Genomic DNA, 21507 nt, shown 5'->3' with positions numbered 1-21507 from the left:
CTCCGTGTCGGCACCCGTTCACCGCCTGGGACTGGGTTTCAGCCATCCATCGTGTGGGGGATCATGAGCGGCGACCAAGACGGCAAGCAGGGGCGCAGCCTCGGTCCTGTGGAAGGGACCAACGTGGTGCGGGTGGCCTTCGGCATGCGACGCGCCCGTCGCACCCGGCCCGAGCGGCCGGATCACTGGGCCACCCTGGTGATCCCGTTCCAGCAGGGCGGCAGCGATCCCACGCCCCCTCCCCGGGCCGCCTGAGCCTGAGCGGCGCCCTGCGGGGTCGGACGGGATCAGTACTGGGCGCCGCTGCGCCGCTGGTGCACCGCCGTGGTGCCGGCGGCATCGAGCACCCCACCCTCACGGGCTTCGGCGTAGATGAGCCAGTGGTCGCCGCACTCCATCCGCTGGCTCACGCGGGCTTCGAGCCAGGCGAGGGCCTCGGGCAGCACGGGCTGGCCTCCGGGGGTCTCCTCCAGGTTGAGCCCCGCAAAGCGGTCGGCCCCCGGGCTGAAGGGTTTGAGGAACTGTTTCATGGGACCGGTCTCCCGGCCCGCCGCCAGCACATTGAGCGCGAACCGGTCGCCGATGTGGAGCAGCCCCTCCACTGCCCGGTCCTTGGCCACGGCCACGGTGAAGCCAGGGGGCGTGAAACTGGCCTGGCTCACCCAGCTGGCCACCATCGCCCCCCCCAGACGCGTATCGCCGGAGGGCTTCACGGCCGTGAGCACGCACAGGGAGCCCACCACCCGGCCCAGCGCCTGGATGGCGGGGTTGGTGCGGCTCTCCTGCAGGCCTCCGGCGGTGCGGCGCTCCTGGCGTTTTCTGGCGCCGAGCAGCTCCCGGCCCAGGGCCGTGCCGGTTTCCTCGATCGTCTTGACGGTGACGGGATCGGGGCTGAACTTCACCTTGATCGGCTCGAAGGCGAAGCGGAAGCCGCCGTCGCGCAGCTTGCTCTCCAGCAGGTCGAGGGCCTCGCCGCTCCAGCCGTAGCTGCCGAACACCCCCACCGGCTTGCTGCGGTCGCCCTCGGCGAGCACTGTGCCGAGGGCCGCCACGATCGGCGTGGGGGCATGGCCGCCCAGGGTGGGGGAGCCGATCAGCAGGGCATCGGCGGAGCGGATCACGGCGAGCAGCTGCTCAGGCTCGCTGAACTCGCAGTTGAGGCTCTCCACCCGCACGCCCGTGCGGGCCACCCCCTGGGCCAGGGCATCGGCGATGGTGGCGGTGTTGCCGTAGGCGCTGGCGTAGAGCAGGGCCACCGACAGCCGGGAGCGGTTCTGGCCCTCCCCCCAGCGGCGGTAGTCGGCCAGGAGGCTGCGCCAGCTCTCGGCGATGGCCGGGCCGTGGAAGGGCGCGATCGTGCGGATCGGCAGTTCGTCGATCCGGTCGAGAACGGTGTCCACCTGCCGGGCCATCGGGGCCATCAGGCAGTCGTAGAACCAGCGCCGGTCTTCCTCGGTGCTGCTGCGGTTCGCCTCGGCGAACCGCTCCTGGCAGATGTGGGCGGAGAAGAACTTGCTGCTCATCAGCAGGCCTGTGCTCTCCTCGAAGGCCATCAGGGCGCCGGGCCAGCGGGGGGTGGGGGCCGGGATCAGCCGCAGCTGCAGTCCAGCGGCCAGGGGCCGGCACGCCTCCTGCTTCACCACGTCGATCGGCGGCTGGGGCGGCAGGGGTGCCGGCTCCGGCGCGCCGGCCGGGGCGGGCCGCCGCTGATCCCAGAGTTCGCGCACCAGCTTGGCCCCGGCATTGGAGGCCACCAGGGCCATGTGGGGCCAGCGCTCCGCCATGGCCCGCAGCAGTTCCACCCGGTTGGGGTTCACCACCCCCACCACCACCTTCAGTGGAGCATCGCCGGGCACCAGCTCCGCCAGGGCCGCGAAGAAGGGTTCGGCATAGGTCATGCCCGGGGGATGGATCAGCACCGGCGGCACGGTGTGGCCGCCCTCGGAGCTGCCCGACTCGAACAGGAAGCTGTTGGCCGTGGTGCCCCGCTCCAGGCCGTACTCCACCTCGAAGCGCGACCGGCGTGGACTCAGCCCCCGCAGGCACACCAGGCCGGGCTCCAGGGGGATCACCAGCACGCGGCGCTCAACTGCCGGGGCTGCTGCAACGGCTGATCCGCTGATCGAGGTCTTCATCAGTAGTGGTTGCCCACCTTGCGGTGGTGCACGGCGGTGGTGGCCTCAGTGTCGGCCACATTGCCCTCCTCCACTTCGGCATAGATGATCCAGTGGTCGGGGCCCTCCATCCGCTGGGCCACGCGGCAGCCGAGGAACGCCAGGGCATCGCCGAGCACGGGCCCGCCGGCGGCGGCTCCCTCCACGATGGCCACGCCGGCGAAGCGGTCGGCCCCGGGCGGGAAACGCTTGAGGAAGTGGCGCAGCAGCTGCTGGTGGTTGTCCTCCCGCAGGATGTTGAGCACGAAGCGGTCGCCCACCTGCATCAGCGATTCGATCGCCCGGTCCTTGGCCACCGCCACGGTGATGCCGGGCGGCTCGAAGCTGGCCTGGCTCACCCAGCTGGCCACCATGGCGCTGCTGAGTGATCCCCCATCGTCGGTGGTCTGCTGGGCCGTCACCACGTAAAGCCCGCCGCTGAGGCGGCCCAGAGCCTTGTCGAGGTCACCGTCGAGGGCTTTCATGGCCGCGATCGTCTTCGCCTTGGTGAGCAGCTGGCCCAGGTCGGTGCCGGCCTCCTCGCAGCGCTGGTAGTCCTCCGCCTGGGGCACCTGGCGCACCCGCAGGGGATCGAAGGCCGGCTTCTGGCCGAGGCTGCGCAGCTTGGCGGCCACGGTGTCGATCGGCTCGTCGTTGCCGCCGAAGGCGTCGTAGCAGGCCACCCACTGCTTGGGCTTGAGGGCCGCCAACAACGTGCCGATCGAGGCCTGCAGCTCGGCGTCGGCTCCGGCCGGCCAGGTGGGCACCACCACGGCGCTCGCCTCGCCCACCAGGGCACTGAGCTCCTGGGCGTCGGTGGCGCGCAGATCCACCAGCTGCACTTGGGCGCCGGCCTTGCCGATGCCGCGGGCGATGGCCTGGCTGAGCCGGTCGCAGAAGCCGTACTGGCTCACGTAACACACGGCCGCGTACACCTCACCGCTGCTGCGGCCCGTGCTCCAGTCGCGGTAGTCGTCCACCCAGAGGCTGAGGTGATGGCGCAGCAGCGGACCGTGCCCCACGGCGATCGTGGTGATCTCCGGCAGCCCCTCCATGCGCTTGAGCGCCTGCAGCACGCTGCGGGCGTTGGGGCCCATCAGGCAGTCGTAGTAGAAGCGGAAGTCCGGGGCGATCGCGCCGGGATCCACGTCGAACACATCTTCGGAGCAGTAGTGGAGGCCGAAGGCGTCGCAGGTGTAGAGGATGCCGGTGCCGTGGTCGTAGGAAAAGATCGTGTCGGGCCAGTGCAGGTTGGGGGCGCTGAGGAAGGAGAAGCGGTGCTGCACGCCGCTCTCGGGGTTGGTGCCCAGATCGAGTTCGTCGCCACTCTTGACGGCACGGCTGCGGAAGGGGCGGTGCACCTGGTTCTCCAGGAACTGGATCGCCACCTTCGAGCCCACGATCAGGATCTCCGGATTGCGATCGATCAGGTGGCCGATCAGCCCGGAATGGTCTGGTTCGGTGTGCGACACGATCAGACAGTCGATCGCCAGGGGATCGACCTGCTCCTCCAGCAGGGGCAGCCAGGTATCGGCGAACTTGAGGTGGCTGGTGTCGATCAGCGCCGTCTGCTCGCCCCGCACCAGGAAGGCGTTGTAGGTGGTGCCGTTGCGAAGACCGAACTCGATGTCGAAGCGGCTGCGGTCCCAGTCCAGCGAGCGGATGGTGGTGGTGTCGGCGGCGATGGCCTCGCACTGCAGGCTGAGGCGGGGCGCCGCTTCGGAGGTGGCTCCGGAGGCGGCGCCGGACGTCGTGGCGGACGTGGAGGTGACAGCTCCCATGGGACACCCGGTGGAACGGCCTGAACTGTAAGGAGGCTGCCCGGAGGGCTGACTCGTGGGGCCCCACCCGCCGATGTGGTCGGCTGTGCTCGGGGCTGTGGTCGTGGTCACCGCCCCTGCCACGGTCACAGCCAGTGCCAGTCGCTGAAGCGCGCGGCCTGCCCGCAGGGCTGGCCTGCGGCGTCCCACAGCGTCCAGAGGCGCGCTCCCCTGATCTGGAAGCGCCGGCCCTGGCTGTCGATGCGCACGCCGCTGTAGCCCTCGAGGGCCGTGGCCGCCCGGGCGCTGCGCAGGGCCTGGTGGCGGCGGCCGCGCTCGTGGGGTTCGGCCGTGAGCTGGGAGGGCAGCCCCACCATCTCCGCCCAGCGGCGCTTCCAGAGCACCAGGGCGGCCCGGTTGGCATAGATCAGCCGGGGGCCGGGATCAGCGCCGGGATCGGCGCCGTCATGGGCCAGCACCGGTGCCGCAGAGCTGAACAGGGCCTCCGCCTGCTGCTCCGGTGATGCATCGGCGCGCAGACCCCCCAGCAGGGGCCGCCCGAAGGCCCGCTGGTGGGACTGCAGGATCCGCAGGGCGGCCTGAAGTGCCGCTGGGGAGAACCAGGCCGCGGGGGTCGGCACGGGGAGGGATCCGACGGGGCAAGCCATTGTGAAACGGCCCCCGCCGGCTAGGGCTTCAGCACCAACTTTGCAATTGGTAGCCATAGACACGCTCAGGGGGATCTGCGCCGTGATTCTTTAGTCGCCGCTGGCAAGCATTGGCGCCAGCTCCTATCACCGGCACGGTGCGCTTCGTTCTGGAGCCCGTCCGGAGGCCAGCGCCTCAGGCGTTGTTCTTTCTCCGGCCATTTCCAGGCTTCCCCGAAGGCTCCATGTCAAGTCTTTCCCGCCGTAAGTTTCTGATCACCGCCGCCGGCACCGCCGCCGGTGCCGTCTGGTTGAGCGCGTGTGGCAGCAACCAGTCGACAACCAGTTCCACCCCTGCCCCCACGGGAGCTTCCGACACCGAGGTGAAGGGTGCCACCCTCGGTTTCATCGCCCTCACCGATGCCTCCCCCCTGATCATCGCCAAGGAGAAGGGCTTCTTCGCCAAGCACGGCATGCCCGACACCAAGGTGGTGAAGCAGACCTCCTGGGCCGCCACCCGCGACAACCTGGAACTCGGTGGAGGCAGCGGCGGCATCGATGGCGCCCACATCCTCACGCCGATGCCGTATCTGTTGACGGCCGGCAAAATCACCAAGACCAACAAGCCGCTGCCGATGTATATCCTGGCGCGCTTGAATGTGAATGGCCAGGGTCTTTCCCTCTCCAATGAGTTTCTGGCTGAAAAGGTCACGATCAAGGATCCCAAGCTGAAGGAGATCGCCGATCGCAAGAAGGCCAGCGGCAAGCTGCTCAAGGCTGCCATGACCTTCCCCGGCGGCACCCACGACCTCTGGATGCGCTACTGGCTGTCAGCCAACGGCATCGATCCCAACAAGGATGCCGACCTGGTGGTGGTGCCGCCCCCCCAGATGGTGGCCAACATGCAGACCGGCACCATGGACACCTTCTGTGTGGGTGAGCCGTGGAACCAGCGCCTGGTGAACAAGAAACTCGGCTACACTGCCGCGATCACCGGTGAGCTCTGGAAGGATCACCCCGAGAAGGCCTTCTCGCTGCGCGCCGACTGGGTGGACAAGAACCCCAAGGCCGCCATGGCCCTGCTGATGGCGGTGCAGGAGGCCCAGATGTGGTGTCAGGATCCGGCCAACCTCGACGAGCTGTGCGAGATCACCTCGAAGGACAAATACTTCAAGGCCAAGGTGGAAGACATCAAGCCCCGCCTGGCTGGAACCTTCGACTACGGCGATGGCCGCATGGTGAAGGATTCGCCCCTGCGCATGCACTTCTGGAAGGACACCGATTCCTACTCCTTCCCCTACAAGAGCCACGATCTCTGGTTCCTCACCGAGGACATCCGCTGGGGCTACCTGCCCCAGGACATCAACACCAAGACCCTGATCGACCAGGTGAACCGCTCCGACATGTGGAAGGAGGCCGCCAAGGCCATCGGCCAGGAGAAGGCCATCCCCGCCAGTGATTCCCGCGGCAAGGAAACCTTCTTCGATGGTGTGGTGTTTGACCCCGAGAACCCGAAGGCCTACCTCGACAGCCTCAAGATCAAGGCGCTGGCCTGAACTCCCCTCGGTCGTCGCTTACCCCGGGCGGCGACCACCCATTCCTCTTGCATGTTGTCGCGATGACCCTCACCGCCTCACCGCCCCGGAGCCGTTCGCGGTTGCGGAGGCTTCTGCCGGGCCTGCCCCAGGTGGTTCCCTATCTGCTCTGCATCGGCTCCTTCCTGCTGGCGTGGCAGCTGCTCTCGCTGCTGCTGGGTGCCGCCCGGCTGCCAGGGCCGGTGAACGTGATCGTGGATACGTGGGATCCGTACATCAGTCAGCCCTTCTATGACGATGGTGGCACCAGCAAGGGGCTGGGCCTGCAGATCCTGATCTCGCTGCAGCGGGTCGCCCTCGGCTATGGGCTTTCCGCCGTGGTGGGCATCGCCATCGGCGGGCTGCTCGGCATGAACCGGTTCATCGGCCAGGGTTTCGATCCCGTGATCCAGGTGCTGCGCACGGTGCCGCCGCTGGCCTGGTTCCCGATTTCGCTGATGGTGTTTCAGGATGCCAACACCTCGGCCGTGTTCGTGATCTTCATCACGGCGATCTGGCCGATCATCATCAACACGGCGGTCGGTATCCGCCAGATTCCCCAGGATTACACCAACGTGGCCCGTGTGTTGCGGCTGCGCAAGTCGGATTACATTCAGAACATCGTGATTCCGGCCACCGTTCCCTATGTGTTCACCGGGTTGAGAATTGCTGTGGGCCTGGCCTGGCTGGCGATCGTGGCTGCCGAGATGCTCAAGGCGGATGGGGGCATTGGCTATTTCATCTGGGACGCCTACAACGCCGGCGGTGACTCCAGCGCCAGTCAGATCATTCTGGCCATCGTGTATGTGGGCATCGTGGGGCTGGCCCTGGATCGGCTGGTGGCCTTCGTGGGCTCCAAGGTGAGCAAGGGAGCCAACTGAGGTGGTCACCGCTGCAGGCCTGGTCACGGTGGATGCCGTCACCCAGGTGTTCCCCCTCGACGGGGGCGGCCACTACGTGGCTCTCGAGAACATTGATCTCGACATTGCCGAAGGCGAATTCGTCTCCCTGATCGGCCACTCCGGCTGTGGCAAGAGCACCCTGCTCAACCTGCTCGCCGGCCTGAACCAGGCGAGCAAGGGCGGCATCCTGATGAACGGGCGCGAGGTGAGCGAACCCGGCCCCGATCGGATGGTGGTATTCCAGAACTACTCACTTCTGCCCTGGAAAACTGTGCGGCAGAACATCGCCCTGGCGGTGAATGCCGTGATGGCCGCAGCCACGCCGGCGGAACGCCGCGCCATCGTGGAACGCAACATCCAGGCCGTGGGCCTCACCCAGGCGGCGGACCGCTTCCCCTCGGAGCTCTCCGGAGGCATGCGGCAGCGGGTGGCCATTGCCCGGGCCCTGGCGATCCGCCCCCGGCTGCTGCTGCTCGATGAGCCCTTCGGTGCCCTCGATGCCCTCACCCGCGGCAATCTGCAGCAGCAGCTGATGCAGGTGTGCCAGGAATCGGGCCTCACCGCCGTGATGGTGACCCACGACGTGGACGAGGCGCTGCTGCTCTCCGACCGGGTGGTGATGCTCAGCAATGGGCCCCGGGCCCGCATCGGCCGGATTCTCGAGGTGCCCCTGCCGCGGCCGCGCGATCGCCTCGACGTGATGGGCCATCCCGATTACTACCACCTTCGCGCCGAACTGATCCATTTCCTCCAGGAGCAGCGCCGCCTGAGGACAGCTCCGCCACGCCCGCAGTAACTCGCCGCCCTGTTCGGACCATGCCTCTCCGGATCCAGCCCCGCCACGGCCGTTCCCCCAGTTCTTCCGCATCTCCTTCCCGTCCACCTTCCCCTGCACCCTCCCCTCCACCCGTCGTGTCCGCTGCCATGGCAACCACATCTGATCCCCGCCGGGGCTTCCTGGAGTTCGAGGCCGTGGGCCAGGTGTTCCCCACCCCGCGCGGCCCGTTCGAAGCCCTGCGCGACATCAATCTGAGCGTGAACGAGGGGGAGTTCCTCTGCGTGATCGGCCACTCCGGCTGTGGCAAGAGCACCCTGCTCAACATGGTGTCGGGATTCCTGCGTCCCAGCCATGGTCGCGTCACCCTGCACGGTGAGGTGATCGAACGCCCCGGCCCCGACCGGATGGTGGTGTTCCAGAACTACTCGCTCCTTCCCTGGAAAACGGTGTGGGAGAACGTGGAGCTGGCGGTGAAGGCGGCGCGGCCGGAGTTGCCCAGGGCCAGCCGCGCCCAGGTGGTGGAGCATCACCTGGCGATGGTGCACCTGCTCGACTCCCGGGACAAGCGTCCCCCCCAGCTCTCCGGTGGCATGCGGCAACGGGTGGCGATCGCCCGCGCCCTGGCCGTGAACCCGGCGGTGCTGGTGCTCGATGAGCCCTTCGGTGCCCTCGATGCGATCACCAAGGAGGAGCTGCAGGAGGAGCTGCTGGCGGTGTGGCGGGTGAATCGCCCCACGGTGCTGATGATCACCCACGACATCGATGAGGCGCTCTTCCTGGCGGACCGCATCGTGATGATGACCAACGGGCCTGCCGCCACCATCGGCGAGATTCTGCCGGTGCCGTTCGAGCGCCCCCGCCGCTACGAATCGATCCAGGAGGATCCGCGCTACGCCCAGCTGCGCAACCACGCCATGGATTTCCTCTTCCGCCGCCACGCCCACGATGTCGACTGACGCGCTCAGCGTCATCCCCGCCGGCACCCTCCCCTTCCCGCCCAGCCAGCCTCCCCTGCACATCGCGGCTGGGCACACCCTCCTCCTCGACGAAACGGCCCTCCTCCGTTGTGCGAGCTTCGTGGTGCAGGCCGGCCTGCTCCGGGTGGCTGTCAGCGAGCCTGGGGAGATCGCTCCCGGTTCATGCGCACCCTGGGACCTGGGCCCCGAGCGGGTGGTGACGCTGGGTTTCCTCTGTGGCGGTGACCATCTGCCCCTCGACCTGCTCCGTCGCGCCCGGCTGCATCTCGAGGCCCTCACCCCTGTGGTGCTGGTGGCGGCGGCGGCGGGGGTGCCGCCAGCTGGCGCGGCCAGCCTCAACGACTGGACCGTTGCGCTGCTGCTGGTGCGCCATCTGGACGACGCCGAGCAGCGGCTGCTGGCGCTGCTGCAACTGCTGGCGGAACGGCTGGGCCGGCGCTGCGGCGCCTGGGTGGATCTGCCGCTGCGGCTCACCCACGAGCGGATCGCCGGTCTGATCGGCCACACCCGCGTCACCGTGACGCGGCTGCTCTCCAAGTGGCGTCAGGCGGGGCTGATCGGGGTGGAGGCCTCGGCCGAAGGGGGGCTGCGCCTCAGCCCGACGCTGCTTGCCCTCAGGCCGGCCGCCGGCCGCAGCGCGGTCTGAAGCCGGCGGCGGCCGCGATCAGGTGCCCGCCACCGCCGTCTGTGCCACCGCCGCCTGCTCGCCATCGCCGTTGCCCATCGCCCGCGCCATGGCCAGGGCAGCGCGCGCACGGCTGTGGTCCTGGAGATGCTCCAGGAACAGGCGGTTGGCCTCGGGGAAGCGGGGCTCCTCCGCCAGGGGCAACGGCCCGGCCGCATCCAGGCCGGTGTCGCCCTCCATGGCAGGGGTGATCACCACCAGATCCGGCGGCAGGGCGGCGTCGTAGCGCCACCAGCGGCTGGGATCGAGGATGGCGGCATGCACCGGATGGGCGGGAGCGGCCTTGTCCGGGCCGCCGCCGCGGGAGCGGGCCTGCTTGGCCAGCACCTTGCGGCGCCGCTTGGCCAGATCGGCCAGCAGCTGGGCCCGGGAGCGCCCCCGCAGCTGGAACAGCACGAAGGGGTCTTCGCTGAAGCGCTCCCCCATCAGGTAGAACACGGCGCTGACGTGCTTGCAGGGGTTGGTCTTGTCCGGGCAGGTGCACTCACTGCGCACCTCCTGCAGCTTGAACGGGAAGAGCCGCTTGCCGCTGGCGGCGAAGGCCCGTTCGATGTCCTCGGGCATCACCCCCGCCAGCAGCTGGGCCGACCAGCGCGCCTTCTGACTCAGGGCCTCGAGCACGAAGCCCCAGTCGTCATCGTTGAGCACGTCCAGCCAGAGCTTCACCTTGTAGGGATCGGGGCGGCTCCCCTGCACCCGGGCGTGCACCCGGCGGCCCTCGAAGCGGATCGAGGTGACATTGCCGGAGCGGGCATAGTCCCAGGCGCGCTCCAGCCGTTTCTTGTAGCGGTAGGAGTTGATCAACTCCATCCACTGGTCCACCCACCACGGCTGCTGGCTCAGGCCTTCATCGCCGAGCTGGGTGGTGATGGGGCTCACGGTCATGGGCTGAGTATGCCCTGTTCCGGTGGCCCGGGCGACGGACCCATCAGGGAGCGGCAGGCCAGCGCCAGCACCACGGCATTGAGCAGATGCCAGGCCGGATGGGTGCCCAGCGGCAGCCAGGGGCACACCAGCGGATCCACGCTGCGCAGGGTGAGAGACACGGCGAAGACGGCGCCGGCCACGAGCAGGGAGGGCCAGCTCCGACTGCCCCCGGGCCGCAGACCCCTCTCCCGCCAGCCCAGCAGCAGCAACACCAGCAGGCTGGGCGCGTAGGCGAGGGACCCATTGACGAGCTGGGGCCAGGAGCGGCTCACCAGGGTGGCCGCCGCGAACAGCGCGACCAGGCCCAGCGCCGGCGGGATCGCCAGACGCCACCGCCGCCGCAGATAGAGCCAGAGGAAGACAAGCTGAAACAGCAGGATCGGCAGCACGTCGGCCACCAGGGCCCAGCGGCTGGCGGTGGTGTGGAACAGGGTGCTGCCCACGCCGATGGCCACCACCAGCGCCACCAGCACCGCCATGCCGCGATCGACCCGCCCCCGGCGCAGCGGCGCCCGTCGCCAGATCCACCAGGCGGCCAGGAAGAAGCCGGCGTTGGTGAGGGCGTTCACCGGCTCGGCCAGCAGTCCTGGCCCCAGCCGCTCGCAGTAGAGGTCGAGGTCCATGCCGACCGCCTCCCTACTCCTCGAGGGCCACCAGGTCCTTGAGCTGCCCCACATCGAGGCCCCCCAGCCAGTCTTCGCCGGAGCCCACGATCTCCTCGGCCAGCTTCGACTTCTCCCGGATCATCCGGTCCACCTTCTCCTCCACCGAGCCGCTGGTGATGAACTTGTGCACCATCACCCGCTTCTGCTGGCCGATGCGGTAGGCGCGGTCGGTGGCCTGGTTCTCCACGGCGGGGTTCCACCAGCGGTCGATGTGGAACACGTGGCTGGCGCGGGTGAGGTTGAGCCCCACCCCGCCCGCCTTGAGCGAGAGCAGGAACAGCTGGGGCCCGCGGGGATCCTCCTGGAAGCGGTCCACCATCGCCTGGCGCTCCGTCTTGCTGGTGCTGCCGTAGAGAAAGGGCACCTCCTGGCGCCAGCGCTTCTGCAGATGGGCCTGGAGCAGCAGGCCCCACTCGGCGAACTGGGTGAACAGCAGGGCCCGGTCGCCGGCCTCGATCACCTCCTCGAGGATCTCCTCCAGCCGCTGCACCTTGGCGCTGCGGGCGGCGAAGCTGGCGGGCCCGGCGCTGGAGGCCGCCTCGGCCCCCTCGCCCAGGGCCAGGGCGGGGTGGTTGCAGATCTGCTTGAGCTTGGTGAGCAGGGCCAGCACCTGGCCGTGCTTCTGACCGAGGGGGGAGCGGGCGATGGCCTCAAGGCTGTCGTCCACCGTGCGGCTGTAGAGCTTCTTCTGCTCCGGCGAGAGGGTCACCCACTCGCTCAGCTCCACCTTCTCGGGCAGGTCGGAGATGATCGATTTGTCGGTCTTGAGCCGCCGCAGCAGGAAGGGGCCCACGCGGGCCTTCAGATCCCGCAGGGAGGCCATGTCGCCGTAGCGCTCGATCGGCAGCCGGTAGCGCTGGTGGAAGAAGCCCTCGTCGCCCAGCACCCGGGGGTTGAGGAAATCCATCAGGGCCCAGAGCTCGCTCACCCGGTTCTCCACCGGGGTGCCGGTGAGGGCGATGCGAAAACGGCTGCCCTTGCCCGGCCGCCCCAGGTCGCGGGCCGCCATCGACTGCTTGGCGCTGGGATTCTTGATCGCCTGGGCCTCGTCGATCACCACGCCCTGCCAGTCGATCGCCTCCAGCAGTTCGCTGTCGCGCTGCAGCAGGCCGTAGCTGGTGAGCACCAGGTCCACCCCCTTGAGGGCCTTCTTCAGGGCGGCCTCGCTGCTGGGCCGCCGCGGGCCGTAGTGCTCCCGCACGCCGAGCTCCGGCGTGAAGGCGGCCGCCTCCCGCTTCCAGTTGGTGAGCACCGAGGTGGGGGCCACCAGCAGCACCGGCCGCTTCAGTTCCCCCTCGGCCTTGAGGTGCTGCAGGAAGGCCAGCAGCTGGATCGTCTTGCCCAGGCCCATGTCGTCGGCCAGGCAGGCCCCCTGGTCGAAGCGGTGCAGGAAGGCCAGCCAGCCCAGGCCGCGCTCCTGGTAGGGCCGCAGCTGGCCGGCGAAGCCCGGCGGTGCCGGCAGGGGGTCGGGGGGCTTCTGCTGGTGGTACTGCTCCAGCACCGCCTGCAGCCGCGGGCCGGCCGTGAAGGCGTGCACCGGCAGCCGGTGGAACGTGTCGCCCTCGGTGGCGGTGAGCCGCAGGGCGTCGTCGAGGCTCAGGCCCGGGTCGGCGGCGCAGAAGCGTTCGGCATTGCGCTGGTCGTTGGGCCGCAGCTCGATCCAGGCCCCCTTGTGCTGCACCAGCGGACTGCGCTTGGCGGCGAGTTTCTCGAGGTCCCGCAGGGTGAGGGTGACCCCGCCGATCATGAACTCCCAGCTCCAGTCGAGGCCCTCGCCGAGGGTGAAGCCCCGGGAGTTGGCCGGCAGTTCGGCCGTGATCGCAAGGCCCAGCCGGCTGGCCAGGCCACCGGCCAGGCTGGCGGGCAGCACCACGCCCACCCCGACATCCCGCAGCTGGGCGGCGGCGGTGCGCACCAGCACGAAGGCTTCCGCCGGGGTGAGCTGCATGGTCTCCGGCGTGGCGGAGTCGAGCCCCCGCAGGATCGGATCGAACACCGTGAGGGCCCGGCCCAGGCCTTCCAGCAGCAGCTCGCTCGGCTGGGGCACGGCCACCTCCCCCAGCTGCAGCCCCTGGTCACCGGCGGCCCAGGCCACGGCGGCCGGCACCCGCAGGCTGGGATCGGCCTCGGCCTGCAGGCTCAGCTTCACCTCCCACAGCTCGTCCCCTTCCGCCGGAGTGAACAGCTCCAGGCAGGCGCGGGCCGGAGCCACCCGGCCCGCCACGCCCTCGCGCCAGTGGTGGGTGGCGATGGTGAGCCGTTCCAGCTCCTCCTCATCGAGGGGCAGCGAGCCATCTCCCTTGCCGAGGGCCTTCTGCCAGGCCGCGAGCAGGGGATCCAGGCCGGTGGTGTCGGGACGGAAGTCCTGCCGCAGCTGGCCATCGAGCAGGGCCCCCACCAGGCTGGCCACCCGCAGCCGGCCGCTGCCCGGCCGGCGGCAGGCCAGGGCCGGATCCCCCTGCAGCCCCGCCGCCAGGGCACAGGTGGCCACCTGGGGCAGGCCGGTGGCGAGCTCCTCGAGGCGGCGCCGGTCGTCCTCCCGGTTGAGCAGGGGCAGCCAGCGGGCCTTGTCCTCCTCGATCTGGGGCAGCCAGCGGCCGCGGGCGATCAGGCTGAGCGACCAGCGCTGCAGGTGGGTCCACCAGCGCACGTCATCGCCGATCTCCGGGTGGTCGCCGGCCAGGGGCAGCAGGCTGAGCCATTCGGCGGCACTGGCGGGGTCGAGGGCCCAGCCCGTCACCTGCCAGGGCCACCACTCCAGCTGCTTCGGGATCGGTTCACCCGCCTGCAGCGGCAGACCGCTCCAGCTGCCGCCCGAGCTTCTGCGGCCGCGGACCGCCTGCTGCCGGCTGGGCAGGGTGAGGGTGGCGCGGGCGGGGCGGAGGGCCTCGGCCCAGAGCCCGTTGTCATCCAGCCATTCGGCCAGGGTGTCCTCGTCGAGGGCCAGGGGGTGCTCCGGGGCGTCCCGCCCCGGGCTGGTGGGGGCGGCCACCCGCCAGGTGTCGGCCCACAGGAACAGCCGTCCTCCCGCCCCTTCCGGTGGAAACAGCCAGGTGGCGTGCAGCAGGCTCATGGGGCGGGCAGGACCGCGGCGGACGATCGGGGAGGAACGGCTAGGACCCGTTCTCCGGCCGCAGACGCCGGACCAGGACCTGGCCTCCGTGCAGCAGCAGGGCCGCGCCGATCAGCGGCAGCCATGCCCGAACGAGGCCCATCATCACAGTTGGCGCAACCGCCACCAGCGCGGCGGGCAGAGGCGCCGGCAGCGGCCAGGGGGCCAGGGGGGGCAGGGCGAGGCTGTGGATGCCGCAGACGGCGCCCACCAGGCCGGCCTGCAGATGGCTGTCGTCGGGGTCGACCCGCTGCAGGTGGAAGGCCAGCAGGCCGTAGAGCACGCCGCAGCCGCCGGCCCGCAGGCCGGCCTCCAGACCGAGCGGCAGGCCCAGCAGCAGGGCGGCGATGCCGGCCCCCAGCGACCAGGCGATCGAGCGCAGGCGCAGCTGCTGGCGGGACGGCGGAGGGGCGAGCTGGCTCACGCGGACATGCCGGCCGGGCCGGACTGCTGCGGGGGATCATGCCGTGCGGTGTCCCGAGGCAGAGTCGCGCGGCATCTTTAGCGTGACGGGCACTGCCGCGCTCTGCGCCATGCGGATCTTCGCAAGGTGGCCCGAACGTCAGGCCCACGCCGTGCGCTGGCTGCTGCTGCTGGGCTGGCTCGCCCTGATCGCCTCGCTGCTGATTCCGCCGCTGGGGGGCTGGGCCCTGCGGCCGCCGCTCTGCACCGACGGCCTGGACTGCCACGGCCACGGCGGCAACCAGCTGTTCTGGGGCGTGGTGGTGCCCAGCGGTCTGCTGATCCTGGCGGCCGGCAGCCATGAGCTCTGGCGCCGCATCTGTCCGCTGGCGTTCGTCTCCCAGCTGTTCCGGGCCCTGGACCGGCAGCGCCGGGTACCGGGCAGGAACGGCAGGCTCCAGCTGGCCAAGGTGGAGAGCGACTCCTGGCTGGGCCGGCACCACCTGGCCCTGCAGTGGAGTCTGCTGATCGCGGGTCTGAGCCTGCGGCTGCTGGCGGTGAACAGCAGTCCGCTGGGGCTGGGCCTGCTGCTGCTGCTCACGGTGGTGGCGGCGGTCGTGGTCGGCTGGGCCTATGCCGGCAAGGCCTGGTGTCAGTACGTCTGCCCGATGGGAGCGGTCCAGCAGGTGGTCACCGGTCCGCGCGGACCCCTGGCCAGCGCCGCCCACCTCGATGCCAGCCGCATCACCCAGTCGATGTGCCGCACGCTCGGCGATGACGGCCAGGTGCGCTCAGCCTGCGTGGCCTGCCAGTCGCCCTGCATCGACATCGATTCCGAACGCACCTACTGGGCCGGATTCGAGGGCAGGCGCGGCCTGCGCTGGGCCTGGCTGTCCTACCCGGGGCTGGTGCTGGCCTTCTTCCTGCTCACCCGTCACCAGGGGCCCGAGGCCATCGAGATGCTGCGCAGCGGCCTGTGGGCCTTCGATGCCGGCCTGCCCGGCCGGGCCCTGGAGCTCTGGCCCCGGGCCGATGCCAGCTGGGGTGTGCCGCGCCTGCTGGCGGTTCCCGCCCTGCTGAGCGCCGCCGGTGCCGGCAGTGTGGCGCTCTTCGGTGGCCTGGAGACGGCGCTGCTGGGCAGGCTGGCGCGGGACCACAGCAAGGAGCGTGCCCAGGCCATGGCCCGCTCCCGCACCCGGCTTCTGGCCACCTTCCTGGCGGTGAACCTGTTCTTCTGGTTCGCCGATCCCAGCCTCGGGGCGGTGGAGGGCAAGGTGGGGCAGCTGATCCGCTCGCTGGTGCTGATCGCCAGCGCCATCTGGCTCTACCGCGGCTGGCCCCGCGATGCGGAGGTCTACCGCCGCGAGAGCACCAGCGCCAGCCTCCGCTCCCAGCTCAGGAAGCGCTTCCCCGGCCTGGAGGCCCATCTCGATGGGCGCACGCTCGAGGAGCTCACGCCCGGCGAGGTGTTCACCCTGGCCAAGGCGCTGCCGGCCCAGCTCGCCGCCAACAGCCAGGCCCTCTACCGCGACGTGCTGGCCGATCTGTTCCGCAGCGGCCGGCTGGAGCGGGCCACCAGCGCGGTGCAGCTCGAGGAGCTGCGCCTCGCCCTGGGGCTCGAGGAGGCCGACCACCACGCGGCCATCCGCGAACTGGAGCTCCAGGACGCGGATCTGCTCGAGCTCGATGGCCGTCAGAGGGCCAGCCGCAGCCTGCGGGAGGACGCAGCAGCGGAGGCGATCCACGACCTGCTGCAGCTGGCCGGGCAGCATGACCTGAGGCCCGACCTGCTCGACACCTCCCAGGCCCGGCGGCTGGAGATGATCCGCCAGGACTCCGGTCTCGACGACGGGGCCTGGCAGGAGCTGCTGCTGCGCTTCGGTCCCCGCTCGGCCTTCGCCCGTCGCCAGCTGGAGAACGGGATGGAGGCCCTGCAGGGGGAACTGTCCCGCCGCGCCGCGCTGGCTGCCGCCGCGACGCACGACGGCCTGCTCCGGCCCCTGCTGCCGGTGAGCGACCTGCGCATCGTGGGCTGCCTGCTGCCCCTGCTGCCCCTGCTGGCCGAGTTCCGCAGCGGTGATCCGCTGCTGCAGCGCTTCACTGCCCTGCAGTCCCTGCTCCCCCCCGGGGTGGTGGGTGAGGTGCTGCGCCGCGACCTCACCCTGCTGCCCCATCCGGATCCGCAGCCAGCCCAGGAGCTTGAGCCCCTGCCGGATCCCCTGCAGGCGATCGAGGACCTGTGGCACGACCCCGATCCGGAGAACGCGGTGTGGGTGCTGTGGCTGCTCGATCAGCGGGATCCGGCCCGGGCGGCACGACTGCGCCGCACCCCCCGCACCGGCCTGCCGGTCACGCCCCATCTCCAGGGCCTCCTGGATGGGCGGCCCCTGGCCGAGGCCCCCCTCCTGGAGCTGCTGCTGCAGGTGCCCCTGCTGGCGGAGCTGTCGCCCTCGGCGCTGTTCAATGTGGCGGCCTGGGGGGAGCTGCGTTCCTGGCCGGCTGGAGCACCGATCCTGCAGGTCGGCGCGGAAGCGGCCTGGATGGCGATCCTGCTGGAGGGCTCGGCCCTGGTCAGCGGCGTCGACTGGCAGGCGCGGGTGTCAGCCGGCGAAACCCTCGGGGAGATGGCCCTGCTGAGCGGCCGCTCCAGGGGTTCGGCCGCCATGGCCCTGGAGCCGGTGCGGGCGCTGGTGTTCGATGCCGCGGCCTTCGAGCAGCTGCTGCACCAGTCCTCGGGCTTCGCCCGCAGCCTGCTGCGCCAGCAGACCCGGCGGATCGAGGGATTGCAGGGCCAGCAGTCGGACGCGGCGCCTGGCCCCTCCGGAGCTCCGTGAGCCCGAAGGTCGCTGAGCGATCATTCCCTTTCCCGGGTAGTTGACCTGAGCCATGGCCGCCGCCACCCCCCCCACCGGTCGATCCCAGCTCGCCCGGCCCCGCAGCGGCGCCGAGATCCGTGCCGCCTTCCTCAACTTCTACGAGCAGCGCGGCCACCGGCGGATGCCGAGTGCCTCCCTGGTGCCCGACGACCCCACGGTGCTGCTCACCATCGCCGGCATGCTGCCGTTCAAGCCGGTGTTCCTGGGCCAGGCGGAACGGCCGGCGCCGCGGGCCACCAGCTCCCAGAAGTGCATCCGCACCAACGACATCGAGAACGTGGGCCGCACGGCACGGCACCACACGTTCTTCGAGATGCTGGGGAACTTCTCCTTTGGGGATTACTTCAAGGAGCAGGCGATCCAGTGGGCCTGGGAGCTCTCCACCGAGGTGTTCGGCCTCAGCCCGAAGAACCTGGTGGTGAGCGTTTTCCGCGAAGACGATGAAGCCGAGGCGATCTGGCGCGATGGGGTGGGGGTGAACCCCAGGCGGATCATCCGCATGGATGAGGCCGACAACTTCTGGGCCTCCGGTCCCACCGGCCCCTGCGGCCCCTGCTCGGAGATCTACTACGACTTCAAGCCCGAACTCGGCGACGACGGCATCGACCTGGAGGACGACAGCCGCTTCATCGAGTTCTACAACCTGGTGTTCATGCAGTACAACCGCGACGCGGAGGGCACCCTCACGCCGCTGGCCAGCCGCAACATCGACACCGGCATGGGCCTCGAGCGCATGGCCCAGATCCTGCAGGGGGCGGCCAACAACTACGAAACCGATCTGATCTACCCCCTGATCGAAACCGCCGCCGGCCTGGCCGGGGTGGAGTACGGGGCGCTTGACGCGAAGGGCAGCACCAGCCTCAAGGTGATCGGCGACCACAGCCGCGCCATCACCCAGCTGATCGGCGACGGTGTGAGCGCCAGCAACCTGGGCCGGGGCTACATCCTGCGGCGGCTGCTGCGGCGCGTGGTGCGCCACGGCCGGCTGCTGGGCATCACTCAGCCCTTCCTGAAGGCGATGGGGGAGGCCGCGATCGCCCTGATGCGGGAGGCCTATCCCCAGCTGGAGGAGCGCCGCGCCGTGATCCTGGCGGAGCTGGCGCGGGAGGAGGAGCGCTTCCTCGAAACCCTGGAGCGGGGCGAGAAGCTGCTGGCCGACGTGCTGGCCACCAGGCCGGCGCAGATCAGCGGCGCGCAGGCCTTCGAGCTCTACGACACCTACGGCTTCCCGCTGGAGCTCACCCAGGAGATCGCCGAGGAGCATGGCCTCACGGTGGATCTCGAGGGCTTCGAGGCGGCGATGGAGGCCCAGCGCCAGCGGGCCAAGGCCGCGGCGGTGAGCATCGACCTCACCCTGCAGGGCGCCATCGACCAGGTGGCCGGGTCCCTGGAGGCCACCAGCTTCCGCGGCTACGAGGCCCTCGAGCACCCCAGCTGCGTGCTGGCCCTGGTGGTGAACGGCGCGCCGGCCGAGCGCGCCTCGGCCGGGGATGCGGTGCAGATCGTGCTGGAGAGCACCCCCTTCTACGGCGAAGGCGGCGGCCAGGTGGGCGACCGGGGCGTGCTGCTCGGCGGCGGCGACCAGACCGCCGTGAATGCCGGTGTGATCGTGAGCATCGAGGCGGTGAGCCGCAACCGCAGCGTGTTCGTGCACAGCGGCCGGGTGGAGCGGGGCAGCCTCGCCGTGGGGGATCTGGTCACGGCCCGGGTGGACGGGGCCTGCCGCCGCCGGGCCCAGGCGAACCACACCGCCACCCACCTGCTGCAGGCGGCCCTCAAGCAGGTGGTGGACCCGGGCATCGGCCAGGCGGGTTCCCTGGTGGACTTCGATCGCCTCCGCTTCGACTTCCACTGCCCCCGCGCCGTGACGGCGGCGGAGCTGGAGCGGATCGAGGCCCTGATCAACGGCTGGATCAGCGAGGGCCACGGCCTGGTGGTGGAGGAGATGGCGATCGAGCAGGCCAGGGCCGCCGGGGCTGTGGCGATGTTCGGCGAGAAGTACGCCGAGGTGGTGCGGGTGGTGGATGTGCCGGGCGTGTCGATGGAGCTGTGCGGCGGCACCCACGTGGCCAACACCGCCGAGATCGGCGTGTTCAAGATCGTGGCCGAGAGCGGCGTGGCCGCCGGCATCCGCCGGATCGAGGCGGTGGCGGGCCCGGCGGTGTTGAGCTATCTGCAGGAGCGCGACGCCGTGGTGAAGGCCCTGGGGGATCGCTTCAAGGCCCAGCCGGGCGAGATCGTGGAGCGGGTGGCGGCCCTGCAGGACGATCTCAAGGCGACCCAGAAGGCCCTGGCGGCGGCTCGCCAGGAGCTGGCCCTGGCCCGCTCGGCGGCCCTGGTGGCCCAGGCCGAGGCCGTGGGGAACGGCTTCCAGCTGCTGGTGGCCCGCCTCGACGGCGTGGAGGGGGCGGCCCTGCAGAACGCCGCCCAGGGGCTGGTGGACCAGCTGGGCGATGCCGCCGCCGTGGTGCTGGGAGGCCTGCCGGATCCTGCCGACCTGGGCAAGGTGATCCTGGTGGCGGCCTTCGGCCAGGCGGTGATCGCCCAGGGGCAGCAGGCCGGCAGGTTCATCGGCGGGGTGGCGAAGGCCTGCGGCGGCGGCGGTGGCGGCCGGCCCAACCTGGCCCAGGCCGGCGGCCGGGATGGGGCAGCCCTGGACGGGGCTCTGGAGCAGGCCAGGCTGACCCTGCGGGCGGCCCTCGGCTGAGGCGCACACGCCCCTGAAAGCCCTCCCTGAGGCCCTTAGTCTGCAGGGCTGCAGCTCCCTCGGCATGCCGGCTCCCGCACCCCATCGCTGGTGGCCGTCAGGGCACTGCCGTTCCCTGGCGGTCACCCTGCTCCTGGTCGCGCCTCCCCTCCTCTCCGCTGCCTCGCCTCCGGCTGCGGCGGCAGCCGAGCCCCCCGTGACCTACACCATCCAGGCCACCACCCTCTCCGGCCTGGGGGCGCTGGCGGCTGGCGATCTTTCGGCCGGCGGCATGATGCGCCTGCTGATGGGCGGCGCGCCTCCCTCCTCGGCCCGCACCCTGGAGCTCAGCCTCGAGGCGCCCGGCCCGGCTCCAGGCGCTCTGCGGGCCGAGCACCGCGTTCCCGAGGGCCTGCGCCTGGGGCCGGTGCTGCCGCTCGTGCCCCCCTTGGCGGCCGCTGCCGAGCCGGGCAACCCCACGCCCGGGAGTCCGCCCGAGCGCCCGCAGGGGCGTCTGCTGCTCTTCCACGGCTGCGCTGACCAGGCCGATGGCCAGCAGCCCCAGGTGGTCAGCCTGGAGCGCCTGCTCCCCGACCAGCAGGCCCTGGCCCGCCGCCTGGCGTCGATGGGCGGCCTGCGCGCCCAGGCGGATGGGCTGCGCTCCGGGGCGACCGTGCTGGGCCGCTGGCCCAACGCGGAAACCAGGGGCAGCGGAGCCGTGCCGGCCGGTGCCTCCCTCGTGGGTGCCCACACGGTGAGTGGCGGCACCACCCCCACGCTCAATTTCTCCCTGGACAGCCGCCACGATTTCCTGGCGCCGGTGGAGCTGGCGATCACTGCGGCCGGCGGGGCCTCCCTGCTGCGCTGGCAGCCGGTGGCCGGCGCCGAGGGGTACCTGGCCCTGGTGGCCGGCGCCGGACGCCAGGAGGGCGATCTGGTGATCTGGACCTCCAGCAGCCGTCCGTGGGGCGACACCCCCTTCGTTGGGCTGAGCACGCTCTCCGGTGGCCTGCAACCCAGCTCCGGTGCCGCTGGCCAGGAGAAGGGCAAGAGCCAGGCCGGGGCCCCGGCCCTGTTGCCGCTCTCCCAGACCAGCTGCGCCGTGAGTGCCCAGGCGATGCAGGCCATGCAGGCCGGCGTGCTCACGTTCGTGGCTCCCGCCGTGCCCCAGCGTCTGCAGGAGCCAGGGGTCTCGCCGGGCTGGCAGGTGCAGGTGGAGCGCCAGTCCCTGCTGATCCAGCCCCTGATGGAAGGGATGCCTCTCGAGATGCCGGCCCGGCAGGAGGAACGCGCCCCGGCTGGGGGCGGCGGCACCTTCAACCTGTTCAAGGGGCTGTTCTGATTCAGGGGGGCTGAGCCGGCA

General features: G+C 70.7%; 15 protein-coding genes and 1 pseudogene. 9 read left to right on the top strand and 7 right to left on the bottom strand.

What is annotated here, in order from left to right; genetic code table 11:
* Positions 1–63: 63 nt before the first annotated feature.
* Complete coding sequence (locus tag CBM981_RS09810) at positions 64–255, top strand: hypothetical protein (RefSeq protein WP_157665395.1); 192 nt, start codon at positions 64–66, stop codon at positions 253–255.
* A gap of 32 nt (positions 256–287) precedes the next feature.
* Here the strand turns inward: CBM981_RS09810 and CBM981_RS09805 are convergent, their stop codons facing one another.
* From CBM981_RS09805 to CBM981_RS09795, 3 genes are all read right to left on the bottom strand, one after another.
* Positions 288–2135 carry a diflavin flavoprotein gene (locus CBM981_RS09805; RefSeq protein ID WP_087068256.1) on the bottom strand — a complete coding sequence of 616 codons (1848 nt, stop codon included), beginning with the start codon at positions 2133–2135 and terminating at the stop codon, positions 288–290.
* Complete coding sequence (locus CBM981_RS09800) at positions 2135–3934, bottom strand: diflavin flavoprotein (protein WP_225867338.1); 1800 nt, start codon at positions 3932–3934, stop codon at positions 2135–2137. The genes CBM981_RS09805 and CBM981_RS09800 overlap by 1 nt, the downstream gene beginning before the upstream one ends.
* 125 nt (positions 3935–4059) lie before the next feature.
* Positions 4060–4554, bottom strand: a complete 495-nt coding sequence (locus CBM981_RS09795) for an MEKHLA domain-containing protein (protein ID WP_369801601.1) — start codon at positions 4552–4554, stop codon at positions 4060–4062.
* A 251-nt stretch (positions 4555–4805) separates the two neighbouring features.
* On the opposite strand from CBM981_RS09795, the gene CBM981_RS09790 reads away from it, so the two are divergent.
* The 5 genes and pseudogenes from CBM981_RS09790 (at position 4806) to CBM981_RS09770 (ending at position 9437) form a co-directional block, all read left to right on the top strand.
* Entirely contained in the window at positions 4806–6116 is a 1311-nt protein-coding gene (locus CBM981_RS09790) for a CmpA/NrtA family ABC transporter substrate-binding protein (protein WP_087068254.1), read from the top strand.
* A 62-nt stretch (positions 6117–6178) separates the two neighbouring features.
* Complete coding sequence (gene ntrB, locus CBM981_RS09785; protein WP_087068253.1) at positions 6179–7015, top strand: nitrate ABC transporter permease; 837 nt, start codon at positions 6179–6181, stop codon at positions 7013–7015.
* A gap of 19 nt (positions 7016–7034) precedes the next feature.
* Positions 7035–7820, top strand: a pseudogene (locus CBM981_RS09780) (nitrate ABC transporter ATP-binding protein); the annotation flags it as partial.
* Positions 7821–7960: 140 nt separating this feature from the next.
* Complete coding sequence (locus tag CBM981_RS09775) at positions 7961–8770, top strand: ABC transporter ATP-binding protein (protein WP_087068252.1); 810 nt, start codon at positions 7961–7963, stop codon at positions 8768–8770.
* Positions 8760–9437 carry a helix-turn-helix domain-containing protein gene (locus CBM981_RS09770; protein ID WP_087068251.1) on the top strand — a complete coding sequence of 226 codons (678 nt, stop codon included), beginning with the start codon at positions 8760–8762 and terminating at the stop codon, positions 9435–9437. The genes CBM981_RS09775 and CBM981_RS09770 overlap by 11 nt, the downstream gene beginning before the upstream one ends.
* An 18-nt stretch (positions 9438–9455) precedes the next feature.
* Here the strand turns inward: CBM981_RS09770 and CBM981_RS09765 are convergent, their stop codons facing one another.
* From CBM981_RS09765 to CBM981_RS09750, 4 genes are read right to left on the bottom strand one after another with little or no spacing between them, the layout of a single operon-like run.
* The gene (locus CBM981_RS09765; protein ID WP_087068250.1) at positions 9456–10361 is read right to left on the bottom strand and encodes an SWIM zinc finger family protein; all 906 of its coding nucleotides are present in this window, start codon (positions 10359–10361) and stop codon (positions 9456–9458) included.
* Positions 10358–11026, bottom strand: coding sequence for a ceramidase domain-containing protein (locus CBM981_RS09760; protein ID WP_087068249.1), 669 nt, complete (start codon positions 11024–11026; stop codon positions 10358–10360). Before CBM981_RS09760 ends, CBM981_RS09765 begins: the two co-directional genes overlap by 4 nt.
* A gap of 13 nt (positions 11027–11039) precedes the next feature.
* Positions 11040–14141, bottom strand: coding sequence for a DEAD/DEAH box helicase (locus tag CBM981_RS09755; protein WP_087068248.1), 3102 nt, complete (start codon positions 14139–14141; stop codon positions 11040–11042).
* Between the two features lie 40 nt (positions 14142–14181).
* A complete protein-coding gene (locus CBM981_RS09750; RefSeq protein WP_087068247.1) occupies positions 14182–14604 on the bottom strand; it encodes a hypothetical protein in 423 nt (140 codons plus the stop codon).
* 109 nt (positions 14605–14713) lie between these two features.
* On the opposite strand from CBM981_RS09750, the gene CBM981_RS09745 reads away from it, so the two are divergent.
* From CBM981_RS09745 to CBM981_RS09735, 3 genes are all read left to right on the top strand, one after another.
* On the top strand, positions 14714–17416 hold the full coding sequence (locus CBM981_RS09745; RefSeq protein WP_172820867.1) for a cyclic nucleotide-binding domain-containing protein: 2703 nt from the start codon (positions 14714–14716) through the stop codon (positions 17414–17416).
* A 52-nt stretch (positions 17417–17468) separates the two neighbouring features.
* A complete protein-coding gene (gene alaS / locus CBM981_RS09740) occupies positions 17469–20165 on the top strand; it encodes an alanine--tRNA ligase (protein ID WP_087068245.1) in 2697 nt (898 codons plus the stop codon).
* A gap of 64 nt (positions 20166–20229) precedes the next feature.
* Entirely contained in the window at positions 20230–21486 is a 1257-nt protein-coding gene (locus CBM981_RS09735) for a hypothetical protein (protein WP_157665394.1), read from the top strand.
* The last annotated feature ends 21 nt before the right edge of the window (positions 21487–21507 follow it).

Origin of the sequence: Cyanobium sp. NIES-981 (assembly GCF_900088535.1) — a bacterium.
Taxonomy (GTDB): domain Bacteria; phylum Cyanobacteriota; class Cyanobacteriia; order PCC-6307; family Cyanobiaceae; genus NIES-981.
Note: the sequence above shows the minus strand (reverse complement) of the source record. Positions and strands in the feature narration are given on the sequence as shown.